This window comes from Aeromonas sp. 84A (assembly GCF_051919345.1).
Taxonomy (GTDB): Bacteria; Pseudomonadota; Gammaproteobacteria; order Enterobacterales; family Aeromonadaceae; genus Aeromonas; species Aeromonas veronii.
Map to the genome: position 1 here is coordinate 4,454,943 of NZ_JBQBEW010000001.1, position 13,484 is coordinate 4,468,426.

The window sequence follows — 13,484 nt, forward strand, 5'->3', positions numbered from 1 at the left end:
CTTACTTGACGCTGCACTCCTGAATGACGGCAGTACCCGCCTTGACGCCAGCCGGGTCAACCTTCACCAGCACACTCCACAGCCCCTGCGGCAGGGTGATGCTGTTATTGGCACTGCCCCCCTTGGAGAAGGCGAACGAATAGCCGGTTTCAGCGTTCACCGCGCCACCACCGTTGAGCAGGTACTCCTTGCTCCAGTCCTCGTTGGCCACCTTGAACTCGGTGCTGCCGGCGTAGTTGAACGCCGCCTGATAGATGGCGAGATCGCCGTCCATCCCCTTGTAGCTCAGCTGGTACTGAGGTTGGGCTCCCCAGCCGGAGAGCTCACCCTTGACGAACAGGTTGTAGCCGAGCGGATTGCCCGCCACCGTGTCCAGCACCTTGCAGCTCTGCACCGGCTCGGTGAAGCTGACGCTCAGGGTCGGTTTGTCCTTGTTCATGGCGGTGAAGACAAACTTGTAGCTGCCTGCCTTGGCCAGATCGACACCGATATTGCCGGTTTCTCCCCCCTTGCAAAGGGTCAGCGGAGTGCCGACCACCAGCTTGTCACCGGCGTTGCAGCTGCCGTAGTTAATGCTCCAGCCAGAGTCCGCCACCTTCAATTCGGTGTTACCAAGCTGCTCCGCCGTCACTTCTGCGCTGAACTCGTACATGAAGTTACTGGTAAATGTCAGCGGATTCTTGTCGCCAAAACTGGGGTCCAAGAAGCCCTTCAGATAAACATCGGTGTTGCCAAACGGTGGCAGCGTGCTCAGGTCGGTCTTCTTGCTGACCGGTAGGCCCGCGCCCTGGGCGCCATTCTGCGGCTTGACGAACACGGCGGCAGACCAGGCCACCAGCGTCAGCTGGCCGTTATCATAGGCGGCGCCGCTGGCGATACTGTCGACTGCGCGATGCTTGCTGCTAAGCACCATACCGCTCAGATCGATGGGCTGATCGTTGCCGTCACGGAAGTCGCCGATGCTCTGGCTCTGGTTGCTGGCGTTGATCATCACCACCAGACCGTCGATGGCCGGATCCAGATCCGCCCCGGCACTGACGCCATCATCCACCGTCATGACGATAAGGCCGGGCACCTGATCCGGGCCGGTATTGCGGAAGTCGACCCGCTTGATCACCTCGGCACCGCTGCCCAGACGCAGCAGGCGGGAGGAGTTGCGCAGCTCCGCCAGCTCCTGATAGAAGCTCACCATCTGCGCCATCTCGGCCGAGCCCGGCTTGGCATGCTTGCCGAGCACCTGCTCGATCAGCGGATAGTTGTCGCCATCCTTGTCCTTGCGCGGCAACCCCTTGTCGAAGTTGTTGTCGCCCAGGGTGTAGTCGACCTTGTTGTACCAGTCGCCCGAGTCATAGCTGTCCCGCTCCATGGATTTGGAACGCAGCAGCTCGACACCTGCGTGGGTGAAGGGAATGCCCTGACCCAGCATGGCGGTCGCCAGCGAGACCCCCTGCATCCGCACCAGATCGGCTCCGGCAGGCGCCTTGTAGATCAGGTTGTCGAACAGGGTCTGGTTGTCGTGCTTGTCGACATAGTTCTGCACTTCCACCGGGTCCTGGGCATAACCGGCGCTCTGACCGTTGTAGTCGATCTCGGCGCCTTTCTTTGGCATGCCATCCTTGTCGGTCAGCACGAACTCCTTGAGGTTGCCCGCCATGCCGAGCCGCACCAGATCGGACTGGTGCAAGGCCGTAGCCAGATCCACCTTGCTCATTTCGTTAGGATCGACGAAAGCACCGTTGCCAAAGCCCTGGGTCTTGCGAATGGTATCGCCGCCGTCGAACGGACTGCCGCCGCGCACCGCATCGCGCAAGCGGTCCGAGAAGGAACCGATGCCGGTACCGCCCAGATGCTTCTGGGTCGCCTGCACGAAGCGCTTGTCATCCTGCACTTCGCCGAAGTTCCACCCCTCGCCGTAGAAGTACATCTCGGGATTGACCTTCTTCACCGCGGCCAGCGCCTGCACCATCTGATCTTTCGGATGGTGGCCCATCAGATCGAAGCGGAAGGCGTCGATCTTGTAGTCGCGCGCCCAGGTGACCAGAGAGTCATCCATCAGCTTGGCGAACATGGCGTGTTCCGGCGCCGTGTTGGAGCAACAGGTGGAGTTCTCCACCGAGCCGGTCTCCGGATTGAGGCGCTGATAGTACCAGGGCACTATCTTGTCGAGCACCGACTTGGGGCCGAGCCCGGATTCGTTGGTGTGGTTGTAGACCACGTCCATCACCACGTTCATGCCGATGTTCTGCTTGATGGCCTTGACCATCTCGCGGAACTCCAGAATACGTTTGGTGCCCTCGGCGTTGGTGGCGTAGGAGCCTTCCGGCGTGGTGTAGTGGTAGGGATCATAACCCCAGTTGAAGGAGTCGACGCCGCGCAGATAGCCGGAAAGCTCCTGCACCTGCGGATTATCCTTGCTGTCGCCCCCTTGCAGGTCGGCCAGCACATCTCCCACGGTCTGACCGCCACCGCAATAGCCGCCAAATTTGGATGTTTTCACATCCGGATTGACCTGACAGAGCTTGCTGAAGTCATCGCCGAGATTGGCTACCTTGGCCGGATCCTCGTTGACGGTGGCGATATCGAACACCGGCAGCAGGTGCAGGTGGCTGACGCCGCTTTTGGCCAGCGCTTTCAGATGGTTGACCGGTACAGAGTCGGGCTGGGTCAGACCGACAAACTTGCCGCGCTTCTCTTCATCGGTGGAGGCATCGTTACCGGTCAGGTCGCGAATATGGGCCTCATAGATGGTGATGTCGGCGGGGTTCTGCTGGCTGTGTGGCGCCTTGAGGCTGTCCCATCCTTCCGGTTTCAGGGCCGGATCGTCGAGATCCACTACCTGACTGAACTCGGAGTTCATCGCCAGACTCAAGGAGTAGGGATCGGTCACCTCGTAGTGCTCAACCTTGCGGCTCAGCGGATGGTAGACCTCCATGTCGTAGCGGTAGAACTGGCCGATCAGCTCGCTGCCCCCTTCGTAACTCCAGCTGCCGCTGGCGCTGTCGAAGGTCATGGCCACTTCACCACTCTTCTGGTGGCTGGCGTTGTAGAGGGCCAGCTTGACCGACTTGGCGGTCGGCGCCCAGAGGCGGAAGATCACCCGGTTACCCTCCACCACGGCACCATAGCTCAGCTTGGTCGCCTCGGGAGCATAAAGCGCATCGAGGGCGCCGGCGCTCTGCACCAGGGTCACCCCCTGCAGGATACCGTCAGCATCGGTGCCGATAGCCACCAGCTCACCCTTGAGCAGGGGCTTGAGATCTTTACCGGCCGGCAGGGCAAAGGCGGCGGCATCCTTGAGATGCGGATATTTGGCCTGCTGCTCGGCAGTCAGGCCGGTCGCGGTCAAGCTGATATAGGGGAAATCGAACACCCCATCGGCATTGGCCTTGATGGTGCCCGAGTCGCTGTAATAGAGGCGAACGTGGGGCTTGTCCTTGCCCCCTTGCCAGATCAGGGTATTGCCATCGATCAGATGAGCGCTGGCCCCCGCCACGCCAAAGGCGGCGGTAAATGCTTCGGCACGGCTGCCAAACAGATCTTTCTTGCCCGCGACGATGGCCACGGTGCGATCCGGGTGCTCACTGAAGCTCACCTTCATATCGCTGCCGGTCAGGTTGGCCAGATCGCCGTTGCGAGCGATAAAGTTGATGCACCCTTCCACATTTTTGAGCGGAACAACCCAGGCCGGACCAAAGCTGTCGGCAGTGGCAGGAGTCTTGCTCTTGTCATCCCAACCGGTATTCAGGCCGCTATCAGCGGTAGCGTTACAGGCATCGTTGTTCCAAAGGTGCAGGCTGTGGCTGTCAAATGGTGCCTTGGCCCCCTTGGCTGCCGACTGGGTATCCACCAGCGCAATGACCACCTGATTCTCCCCGGCAACCAGCAACTCTTTCGGGGGATCCATCTTGGGCAGACGAGCGACAGGCCCATCGGTGACTTCAGGTGTAGGCGGTGTAGGGGGGACGGGGTTCACACCGGAGGCATCAGAGCTGTTGTCATTACAGCCAGACAAAAGCGCGAGCAGTGAGGCTGTTACCAGCGCCACTTTGGTCTTTTTCATATCCATATTTTTATAATTCCCGCTGTAGTTAGTCTCGATAGTCGAGCACCCGGTCATTGCCAGGCGATGCCATATTAATCAGCGGCAATCGATTCAAATGTGAGCGGAAAGCCAAAAAAGCCATACAGTTTCAACAAGATAACGTTTTCAGACTGAAACTTCGATCCGGCTCACAGACCTCGCAGCCATTTGGCCTCATATCTGGAAAACGGCAGTCACGGGGTCAGAAAAGCAATGTCTGATCAAGTGGATAGACAAGGAGTAAACATGAAACGGATTGAAGAGCAGGCAAGACGACTCGATCAGGAGTATCAGGCGATCGGGCAGCTGTTCGACCAGTTTTGCCAGCAGGCTGGCACCCTGGCCGAGCAGTATCACTTCTTCAACTGGCCCGATTATGAAGACTCGCCCCCGCTGAGCCGCGCCTTCACCCTGCTGGGGGAACCCCGCGAACTGCGGCTGCGCTGTCAGCCCGGTGAGCGCTCCGCCCTCAATGGCCTGATCCAGGTGGTCTCGGAGGATGGCACCATAGATGCCAGCCTCGGGTTTCGCGCCGATGGTCAGCTGCTGCTGGAGTCGGGCAAGCTGCTGGACAACCCGCCCGGACTGCTGCTCAAGCTGCTGCTCGGCGCAGTGTGGCAACACAAGCCCCAGGATGAGATCACCGGGCAACCGCACTGACATCAGAGTGCCAACGGCACTGAAACCAAGGGGGCCAACGGCCCCCGTTATTTATCCTGTTCGCTGGCGATCTCGATGGTCACATGCACCAGCTCTTTATGGATCGCCAACCGTTCGCGGATCTGCTGCGCCGGTAGCGGATTGACCATCAGCAAAGAGAGCACGCAGGCATACTGCTGCTGCCCTACCCGCCAGACGTGCAGATCGCGAATATCAGTGCCCGGCAGTTCGGCGATGACCTCGCGGATCTCTGCTACCAGCGGGGTATCCATCTCGGCATCCAGCAGCACCCGACCGGAGTCGCGCAACAGGCCCCAGGCCCACACCGCGACCAGTCCGGCACCCACTATGCCCATCAGCGGGTCGAGCCAGTCAGCGCCCCACAGCATGCCCCCCACCAGCGCCAGAATCGCCAGCACGGAAGTGGCCGCATCCGCCAGCACGTGGATATAGGCGGCGCGCAGGTTGAGATCCTGATGGCCGTGGTGATCGTCATGGTCATGATGATGAGCGTGGTCGTGATGCTCATGATGGTGGTCATGCCCATGGCCGTGGTGATGGTGGCCGTGATCATCCTTGAGCAGCCAGGCACAGGCGAGGTTCACCAGCAGCCCCACCAGCGCGATAGCGATCGCCTGTTGATAGTGGATCGGGCTGGGATCGAGCAGCCGGAACACAGACTCGAACAGCATCAACCCGGCCACTCCCACCAGCAACAGGGCGCTGGTGAAGCCACCCAGCACCTCGATCTTCCAGGTGCCGAAGCTGAATCTGTGGTCACGGGCGAAATGGCGGGCGGCGCGATAGGCCAGCACCGAGAGACCGAGCGCCAGCGCGTGGGAGCTCATGTGCCAGCCATCGGCCAGCAGCGCCATGGAGTTGTAGAACCAGCCGCCGCCAATCTCCGCCACCATCATGATGACGGTCAACAATACGGCCCAGCGGGTCTTCTGTTCGGCCAGCGGATTGCCCTCGTGGATGACGGGTTGATGGCAGTGGGATTGAGCGAGGGATGACATGGATTTCTCCTGAGAGCGATGATGCAATATACTATACCCCAGTATAGTTTTATTGATCGAGAGGATCCCTCATGTCCCACACTATTCACGACAAAAAGAAGTTGCTGGCACGGGTGCGCCGCATCAAGGGACAGGCCGGTGCGCTGGAAAGCGCGCTGGAGCAGGAGAGCGACTGCGCCGCCATTTTGCAGCAGATTGCCGCCATCCGCGGCGCCGTCAACGGCCTGATGCTGGAGGTACTGGAAGGGCATATGCGCGAGCATCTCGGCGCCCCCGATGCCACCCCGGCCGAGCGATTGGAGGATCTGGATCAGGTGGTCAGCGTCCTGAGATCCTATTTGAAGTAAGCAGGATGGCGGCGCCATCCCTTCAGGCTCGACCAGCGTCGGGCTTGAGCCACCGCCAGCTTTGCGCCATGATGTCCAGCCCGGCTGACCGCCGGTTTTACTGGACAGTCAATTTCAAGGATCCCCCATGTTTGAACACGTCGATGCCTATGCTGGCGACCCCATCCTGACGCTAGTCGAGACCTTCCACAAAGACACCCGCGAGCAGAAGGTGAACCTGGGGATTGGCCTTTATTACGACGAGCAGGGGCGTATTCCGCTGCTGCCGTCGGTGCAGCAGGCCGAAGCTCAGCGCGCCGCCGCCCCGGCCCCGCGCCCCTACCAGCCGATGGAAGGCGCCGCCAACTACCGCACTGCGGTGCAGCACCTGCTGTTTGGTGCCGACCATGGAGCGGTCAAGGCGGGACGTATCGCCACCATCCAGACCATCGGTGGCTCAGGCGCGCTCAAAATCGGCGCCGATCTGCTCAAGCGCTACTTCCCGACCTCCGAGGTGTGGGTCAGCAATCCGACCTGGGACAACCACAAAGCGATGTTCGAGGGAGCCGGCATCAAGGTGCATGACTACCCCTACTACGATGCGGCCACCGGTGGTGTGCAGTTCGATGCCATGATCGACTGCCTGAGCACCCTGCCAGCCAAGAGCATCGTGCTGCTGCACCCCTGCTGCCACAACCCGACCGGGGTGGATCTCTCCCGCGCCCAGTGGGATCGGGTGATCGCGCTGGTGGTCGAGAAGAACCTGATCCCCTTTATGGACATCGCCTACCAAGGCTTCGGTGACGGACTGGAAGAGGATGCCTACGCCATCCGCGCCATGGTGGCCGCAGGCGTCAGCTTCTTCGTCAGCAACTCGTTTTCCAAGAACCTCTCATTCTACGGCGAGCGCTGCGGCGGTCTGTCGGTCATCTGTCAGGATGCCGAAGAGGCAAGCCGCGTACTGGGCCAGATGAAGGCCACCGTGCGCCGCAACTACTCAAGCCCTCCCACCCACGGTGGCCAGATCACTGCGGCGGTGATGAGCCAGCCGGAGCTGCACGCTATGTGGGTCGATGAAGTGACCGAGATGCGCACCCGCATCAAGGCGATGCGCCAGAAGCTCTACGAGGTGTTGAGCGCCAAGGTGCCGGGCCGCGATTTCAGCTACTTCATCAACCAGCGCGGCATGTTCAGCTACACCGGCTTCACCCCGGAGCAGGTAGATCGCCTGCGCGAAGAGTTCGCCGTCTATCTGGTGCGCTCCGGTCGCATGTGCGTGGCTGGCCTCAACAGCCGCAACGTCGACTATGTGGCCGACGCCATGGCGGCGGTGCTCAAGGGCTAATCCGCATCAGCCCCGCTTTGGCGGGGCTTTTTGTCTGTTGCGTTCGCAGTCACCTCTTGAGGAGTCTGCTCACCCTCCCCCTGCTGTGAGAGAATGCCAGCAGGTCACGTTGAATCTTTCTGATTCCAAGCCTGTTTATCTTCATCAATTTCAGGAGCCACTATGGATCTGATCGCTCTCTCTAGGCTGGGAGGTCGCCATCTGGTCACCCTGCACCTGTTGCTCGACAACCAGAGCGTCACCCGCACCGCCGAGCGGCTCTGCACCACCCCTTCCACCGTCAGCAAGACCCTCAACCAACTGCGGGATCTGCTGGGGGATCAACTGCTCTACCGTCAGGGAAACCAGCTGTTGCTCACCCCCATGGCCGAGCGACTGGCTCCCACCCTGCATCGACTACTGGGGGAACTGAACGGCCTCACTCGCCAGAACGCCTTCAACCCCCAACAGTGGCAGGGCAGCTTGCGGCTGGGATTGCGCGAGAGCGTGATGACCTGGCCGGTGGGCCCCATTCTGGGTCAGCTGATGAAAGAGGTGCCGGGCATGGTGCCGGAGATCTGGAACAAGGATGAACAGGGGCTGGAGGCGCTGGCAGCGGGCAAACTCGACTTCGTGATCCTGCCCCATGACCAGAGCCAGCCATTGCCGCGCCAGCCCGGGCTGGTGTGGGAGACCCTGCGGGAAGAAAAACTGGTCTGCCTGCTGCGCAAAGACCACCCAGCACTAGCCAAGCCCTGGGATCTCGATGCTTATCTGAGCTGGCGCCATATCGCCATCCGGGATCAGGAGCTGGCCAACCCCTTCTTTGAGCAGAGCCTGGCCCAGCAGCAGGTGCGTCGCCAGATTGGCGCCACCCTGCCCGATTTTGCCAGCGCGGCGGCCCTGCTGCCCCAGACCGACCTGATCCTCACCGCCATCGGTGGCTGGGCGGCCTGCATGGCCAGTCAGCCGGATCTGGTGATGCGTCCGGCACCGTTCGATTACGGCAAGGTGAGTCACAGTCTGGTCTGGTATGGTCCGGCCGGTGATGGCTCGGCCCGTCACTGGTTCCGCCAGCGGATCCTGCAACTGGGTCGCGAATTGATTGAGCCCTGAGCCGGACGACAAGGAGAAGAGATTGATGTTTCACCGCGGCGAAACATCAACGGCAAGTAGGGACTAGGGACGTTTGGTATAGATGGGGCTGGGGAAGGAGGCGACGTTGCTGCCCAGATCCGTGATGCGAGCTGCCCCCTGCTTTTTCACCTGATCGATGCGCAGCACCTGATGCATGGGGATAAGGGTCTGGCGCACATCGGCAAATTCGCTCTTGAGCTTCTCGTGACTGGGATCGACGATGAGCGCCGTGTGGTTGTCCCAGACAAAGTCGGCAATCTCGATAAAACCGAACAGCTGGCCCTGATTGACTTCGCGCACATACACTTCGTAGCGCTCGCTGTGGCAAATAAACTGAACCCGATATAACGCCTTGCTTTCACTCATGATTATCTGTCATTGAGAGGTAAGAAGATGGCCATTATTCTAGCCGCCGTTCTCGCCCCCTCCAATAGACAGAAATCACAGTTGCGGCCTTTCCATGCCGCACCTCACGCCATGACGGTCACCGGATGACGCAACCACTCAGCCCATCAAGGCAGGTAGTGAGACCGGCCCCAATCCCGCTGCACGCAAACGGCTGGCCAGCTGTTCCAGCTCGGTTTGGTGAGCCTCTGGCCATTGCGCCGCCGCCCCCCGCACCCCGTGGTGGCGAAAGCCGTTGAGGCGAATGGGCACAGGCCCAAGCTGCTGCAAGAAGGCGGCAAGATCCGCGTCCAGCTCACCACTCGTATCCAGAAAATCGCTCTTGCCCGGCACATGGAGCAGCCGCAGTTCGGTCAGCTTGCCGTGGCGTGCCAGCAGTTGCAGCGATGCCAACACCCGCTCGCGACCATAGCCGGTCAGGGAGTGATGCACCGAGTCACGCCAGCCCTTGAGATCGAGCATGGCGCCGTCGAGCACCGGCAGCAGCCGCTGCCAGCCGGTTTCGGCCAGAGAGCCGTTGCTGTCGAGCAGACAGCTGAGATGGGCCAGATCCGGCACCTCCTTGATGGCGCGAAACAGGGCCACCACGAAAGGAAGCCGGGTGGTCGCCTCACCGCCGGAGACGGTAATCCCGCTCAGCAGCGGGCCGTAGCGGCGCAGCAGGGCCAACACGTCGGCCACCGTCATGGTAGTGGTTTTGGGATTGGCGCTGCGCGGGCAGGCCTCCAGACAGGCATCGCAATCGGTGCAGAGCGCCTCCTGCCAATTAACCTTGCCCTCGCTCATGGTGAGGGCGCCGCTCGGGCAGACCGCAAGGCAGTCACCGCAATCGTCGCACAGCCCGATGGTGTGGGGATTATGGCAGCCGGGGCAGCGAAAGTTGCAGCCCTGCAGAAACAGCACCAGCCGGTTGCCCGGCCCGTCGACACAGGAGAACGGCAGCACCCTGCTCACCAGGGCGCTACGTGTTGGCAAAACATCAGCCATCGGTGCGAACTCAATACTCGCAGATGGTCGATTCGTGGGCGACCACCCGCGGTGCCCGCTGACGAATGGCGGTCACTTCACTCGCCTCGGCACCGAGACAGGTGGTCTGCAAGCGCGACCCCTCCTCTGCGAAGCGGGCCACGTCGCTCTTGCGGATCATGTAGCCGGTCACCCGCACCAGATCGCTGTCGGCCACGTTGGCGGTGAACTCGCGCATACCGATGGCGAGCGCCCCTTTGCAGAGCTGCAGCAGGGCCTGCGGGTTCTGGCGGATGGTGGGATCCAGCGTCAGGATCTCGCTGATCCCCGAATGGTAATAAGTGTGGTGCGGTGCCAGTGCCAGCACATGGCTTGCCGGATCCGGCTCATGCCCGTAGGGAATGCGCACCCCGGGGGTAACAGCCACATCGATGCTGAGGCCACCTTGCGAATGCAACAAAGCGCGGCCACCCCAGGCATGGGTTTGCGGCGTCGCAGTGACATATTCCGAGAGCTGGGCCGAGATGCGATAGCCAAGCTGGTTCGCCTCCTCGTCATGGCCGTAGCGATCCGGCAGATTCTCTTTATCCATCAGGATATTGACCGCTTCCGCCATGCCGTAGATACCGAACATGGGGACGAAACGATCCTCATCCAGCAGCCCCTCTTTCACCAGGAAGCTGTCGAAGAAACCGGACTCATCGTGGAGAAATGCGGCCCGCGCTTCGATCAGCTGGGAGGCCAGACGGCAGTAGTGGGGCAGCAGGCAACCGAGGAAATCATCGATCCCCTGACACTGCTCGGCGACCCGCTTGAGGGAGATGCGCACCAGAGTATTGGCGCCACCGGCCTGCGGCAGGGCGTTGTAGCAGCTGACGATACCAAAACCACGCAGGTCGAAGGTATCGCGGTGGATCGGGTAGTTGGCGATGTGCGGCTTGCTGCACTCGGCGATATTCTTCACCGCCAGCAGCAGTAGATCGTCGGGAGTCTGCTCCGGATCGTGGAAAAAGGTGAGGTTGGGGGCCACCTGCTTGAGCTCGTTGTCGATGCGCAGGATCAGGCGGCAGATCCGGTTGTCATCGGGACCGATGTTGACGTGCATGAAGGCGTCCGGCAGCACCCTGTCCAGATAGACCCAGAACCCCTTCAGCTTGCGATAGAGGGTCTCGTCATCCAGTTCGCCGACAAACGGCAACAGCAGATGGTCGAGCCGACCCAGCCAGACCGGCATGCCGGTGACGGAGGGGACATGGTGATAGAGGATGCGCAGGGCGTTGAGCGCCTCGTCGAAATCCTGTGGTGGTGCCAGCTCCAGCCAGGCAGAGCCCTGAGTCAGGAATTTTTCATAGTCCGGCAGCACATAACGCGGCTTGTAGGGGGCATGCCCTTCGAACATGTCGCAGATAAAACCCAGCTCCATCGCCTCGGCGACTGCGGCAGGCAGGTCGGGGTAGGGCAACGCATTCTCGGCGGCCAGCGCCAGTGCGTGGCTCTTCTGGGCGGCGGAGAGATGGGGATCGCGCACGATACGCTGACAGGTTTCGATCAAAGACATGGGACACTCCTTCACGGACAGAGCCCATATCCTCACCATTTGCAGGCTTTTTTTGAAGTGACATTCATGACATGACGGATGTCGAATAATGACATCCATTACACAAGATCACGGCTCGCGCTTCACAAAGGCAAGAGCTCGGCTATGCCTCCCAGCCAGCGCAGCAGAAAGAAGCCCCCCATTCCACCCACCACCACAACCAGAGTCGGCAGCCGCAACAGGGTCAAGAGCATTACCCACAGGGTGGCAGTCAGGTAGTCAGGATCCCAGTCAAGACCTATCCCCGGCTCGTAGCTAAAGACGATGGGCAACCAGATTGCAGTCAGCACCGACTGGACCGAAAAGCCGAGAAACGCCCCCATCTCGGCACCCGGCTGATATCGGGTCAACCGAGAAAAGAAGGCGAAGCGGTTGAAAAAGGTGATCAGGGCCAGCAGGCCAATCATCAGCCAGCTCACGCTACCTCCTCATCCGGTGCAGCACATAGCCCACCACCATGCCAGCCAGAGCCGAGACGATGATGTGGATCTCCGCCAGCAGCGGCTTGGTAAGCAACGCTGTGCCGCCGCTCACCAGAGTGGCCGCCACCATGGGCAAGTTTTTCATGGCGGGAATGGTCATGGCGATGAAGGTGGCCGCGATGGCAAAATCCAGCCCCATGCTGTCCAGTCCATCGATGTACTGGCCGGCCGCGATGCCGACCAGGGTCGCCAGATTCCAGAACAGATAGAAGACGAATCCCGCGATGAGCGCGTAGGCCGGATCAAAGTGGCCGCTGCGCTCCCGGTCTTTCAGCGCCACAGCGAACATCTCATCAGTCAGGAAAAAAGCAAGGCTGGCCCGCCAGCGCAGGGAGAGCGGCAATACGTCACGGCGGAAGGTGAAGCCGTATAGCAGATGCTGGGAAGTGATCACCATGGTGGAGCCCATGATGGGCAGCAGGGGCGTGCCCGCCCCGAACAGGGTCGTGGCCGAGAGCTGGGCGGCTCCGGCGTAGACCAGCAACGACATCAGCTGCGCCTGAAGCGGACTCAGCCCTGCCTGCAACGCCAAAGCGCCACACAGGATCCCCCAGGGGATCACCGAAATGGAGAGCGGGAGCATATCCAGTGTGGCACGCCACCAGAGCATTCCCGTTCGCTCGGGCACGCTCGTTACTGACATCATGTGATCTTCCTTGTCACAGCCAAAGCGAGCCGAAAAAACTAGCACGGGACAGCAAGCGCTGTCACGTCATCACTGACGGGTAATAAAACGCCCGCGGAGTCGCGGGCGTGCACAAGGGGATCAGGGCTCGATGACGATGGGCGTACCCGGGTCAATAGCGTCCCACACCTCATCCAGCTCGTGATTGAGCATGGCGATGCAGCCGTTGGTCCAGTTGGAGGGCTGAACCCTGCGGTTGCCAATGCTGTTGCGCTGCCCGTGGATCATGATCATGCCACCCGGACGAACACCCAGCTCATTGGCCCGCTTGATGTCATCCAGGTTCGGATAGTTGATATGGATGGCTTTGTAGTAGCCGGAATTGGTCTTCTTGTAGTCGAGGGTGTAGCGCCCTTCCGGCGTACGCTGATCCCCTTCCTGCTGCTTATGCCCCTTGGGCGCCGGGCCCAGAGCAATCCAGTAGCGCTTCAGTTCTTTGCCATCCTTCATCAGGGTCAGGCTATAGGTCGACTTCTTGACCACCACCAAATCGGCTTTTTCGGTCAAGGCAAAACTCAATGCGGGCCAAAGCCCCAACAAACACAGTAATACGGCTCTCATTCCATCCCTCGACAAGCCTCTGGTGCGGGCTTTTCTTGTTACCAGATCATCTGAACGATGCCCGCCGAGCGGCGAGCGAGCGCCATGATATTGGATCGCCATCAATACTCAATATGCCCGGCAAAACATATCTTGTCGCAGCCAGGCCATCTTCCTTGAACGCCGTCATTTGGCATTAGTAATTAACAGTTAAAACAACAAGATACAAAAATTATCGCGCTGGCACCCGGGGCAATGATCG

At 60.6% G+C, this 13,484-nt stretch carries 12 protein-coding genes; 4 read left to right on the forward strand and 8 right to left on the reverse strand.

The genetic code is table 11. The features are described 5' to 3' along the window. Nucleotide 1: 1 nt before the first annotated feature. Nucleotides 2–4,066, reverse strand: coding sequence for a pullulanase-type alpha-1,6-glucosidase (pulA, locus tag ACTG20_RS20230; protein WP_439987364.1), 4,065 nt, complete (start codon nt 4,064–4,066; stop codon nt 2–4). A 261-nt stretch (nt 4,067–4,327) separates the two neighbouring features. Here pulA and ACTG20_RS20235 point away from each other — a divergent pair, with 261 nt between their 5' ends. Next, nucleotides 4,328–4,741 (forward strand): hypothetical protein, encoded by a 414-nt coding sequence (locus tag ACTG20_RS20235; RefSeq protein WP_005348835.1) that lies wholly within the window; start codon nt 4,328–4,330, stop codon nt 4,739–4,741. A gap of 47 nt (nt 4,742–4,788) precedes the next feature. Here ACTG20_RS20235 and dmeF read toward each other — a convergent pair whose 3' ends face one another. Further along, nucleotides 4,789–5,760, reverse strand: a complete 972-nt coding sequence (gene dmeF, locus ACTG20_RS20240; RefSeq protein ID WP_439987365.1) for a CDF family Co(II)/Ni(II) efflux transporter DmeF — start codon at nt 5,758–5,760, stop codon at nt 4,789–4,791. Between the two features lie 71 nt (nt 5,761–5,831). Here dmeF and ACTG20_RS20245 point away from each other — a divergent pair, with 71 nt between their 5' ends. The 3 genes from ACTG20_RS20245 to ACTG20_RS20255 all read left to right on the forward strand — a co-directional run bounded on the left by ACTG20_RS20245 (nt 5,832) and on the right by ACTG20_RS20255 (nt 8,526). After that, entirely contained in the window at nt 5,832–6,107 is a 276-nt protein-coding gene (locus ACTG20_RS20245) for a metal/formaldehyde-sensitive transcriptional repressor (RefSeq protein ID WP_058058594.1), read from the forward strand. A 127-nt stretch (nt 6,108–6,234) separates the two neighbouring features. Further along, a complete protein-coding gene (locus ACTG20_RS20250; RefSeq protein WP_439987366.1) occupies nt 6,235–7,431 on the forward strand; it encodes an amino acid aminotransferase in 1,197 nt (398 codons plus the stop codon). Between the two features lie 162 nt (nt 7,432–7,593). Continuing rightward, on the forward strand, nt 7,594–8,526 hold the full coding sequence (locus tag ACTG20_RS20255; RefSeq protein ID WP_047434445.1) for a LysR family transcriptional regulator: 933 nt from the start codon (nt 7,594–7,596) through the stop codon (nt 8,524–8,526). A 63-nt stretch (nt 8,527–8,589) separates the two neighbouring features. On the opposite strand, the gene ACTG20_RS20260 is transcribed toward ACTG20_RS20255, so the two are convergent. From ACTG20_RS20260 to ACTG20_RS20285, 6 genes are all read right to left on the reverse strand, one after another. Continuing rightward, nucleotides 8,590–8,913: a DUF1820 family protein gene (locus ACTG20_RS20260; RefSeq protein ID WP_005340296.1), complete on the reverse strand. Its 324-nt coding sequence runs from the start codon at nt 8,911–8,913 to the stop codon at nt 8,590–8,592. 138 nt (nt 8,914–9,051) lie between these two features. Beyond that, on the reverse strand, nt 9,052–9,939 hold the full coding sequence (locus ACTG20_RS20265) for a YjjW family glycine radical enzyme activase (protein WP_439987367.1): 888 nt from the start codon (nt 9,937–9,939) through the stop codon (nt 9,052–9,054). Nucleotides 9,940–9,949: 10 nt separating this feature from the next. Next, on the reverse strand, nt 9,950–11,476 hold the full coding sequence (locus tag ACTG20_RS20270) for a YjjI family glycine radical enzyme (RefSeq protein WP_439987368.1): 1,527 nt from the start codon (nt 11,474–11,476) through the stop codon (nt 9,950–9,952). A gap of 122 nt (nt 11,477–11,598) precedes the next feature. Continuing rightward, nucleotides 11,599–11,934, reverse strand: coding sequence for an AzlD domain-containing protein (locus ACTG20_RS20275; RefSeq protein ID WP_439987369.1), 336 nt, complete (start codon nt 11,932–11,934; stop codon nt 11,599–11,601). Between the two features lies 1 nt (nt 11,935). After that, nucleotides 11,936–12,643, reverse strand: coding sequence for an AzlC family ABC transporter permease (locus ACTG20_RS20280; protein WP_279488810.1), 708 nt, complete (start codon nt 12,641–12,643; stop codon nt 11,936–11,938). Between the two features lie 120 nt (nt 12,644–12,763). After that, a complete protein-coding gene (locus ACTG20_RS20285; protein ID WP_005340284.1) occupies nt 12,764–13,243 on the reverse strand; it encodes a L,D-transpeptidase family protein in 480 nt (159 codons plus the stop codon). Nucleotides 13,244–13,484: the final 241 nt, after the last annotated feature.

Excerpts from the sequence above, each read along its gene's own strand:
- pulA (WP_439987364.1), bottom strand. The coding sequence starts at position 4,066 with ATGGATATGAAAAAGACCAAAGTGGCGCTGGTAACAGCCTCACTGCTC.
- ACTG20_RS20235 (WP_005348835.1), top strand. The coding sequence starts at position 4,328 with ATGAAACGGATTGAAGAGCAGGCAAGACGACTCGATCAGGAGTATCAG.
- dmeF (WP_439987365.1), bottom strand. The coding sequence starts at position 5,760 with ATGTCATCCCTCGCTCAATCCCACTGCCATCAACCCGTCATCCACGAG.
- ACTG20_RS20245 (WP_058058594.1), top strand. The coding sequence starts at position 5,832 with ATGTCCCACACTATTCACGACAAAAAGAAGTTGCTGGCACGGGTGCGC.
- ACTG20_RS20250 (WP_439987366.1), top strand. The coding sequence starts at position 6,235 with ATGTTTGAACACGTCGATGCCTATGCTGGCGACCCCATCCTGACGCTA.
- ACTG20_RS20255 (WP_047434445.1), top strand. The coding sequence starts at position 7,594 with ATGGATCTGATCGCTCTCTCTAGGCTGGGAGGTCGCCATCTGGTCACC.
- ACTG20_RS20260 (WP_005340296.1), bottom strand. The coding sequence starts at position 8,913 with ATGAGTGAAAGCAAGGCGTTATATCGGGTTCAGTTTATTTGCCACAGC.
- ACTG20_RS20265 (WP_439987367.1), bottom strand. The coding sequence starts at position 9,939 with ATGGCTGATGTTTTGCCAACACGTAGCGCCCTGGTGAGCAGGGTGCTG.
- ACTG20_RS20270 (WP_439987368.1), bottom strand. The coding sequence starts at position 11,476 with ATGTCTTTGATCGAAACCTGTCAGCGTATCGTGCGCGATCCCCATCTC.
- ACTG20_RS20280 (WP_279488810.1), bottom strand. The coding sequence starts at position 12,643 with ATGATGTCAGTAACGAGCGTGCCCGAGCGAACGGGAATGCTCTGGTGG.
- ACTG20_RS20285 (WP_005340284.1), bottom strand. The coding sequence starts at position 13,243 with ATGAGAGCCGTATTACTGTGTTTGTTGGGGCTTTGGCCCGCATTGAGT.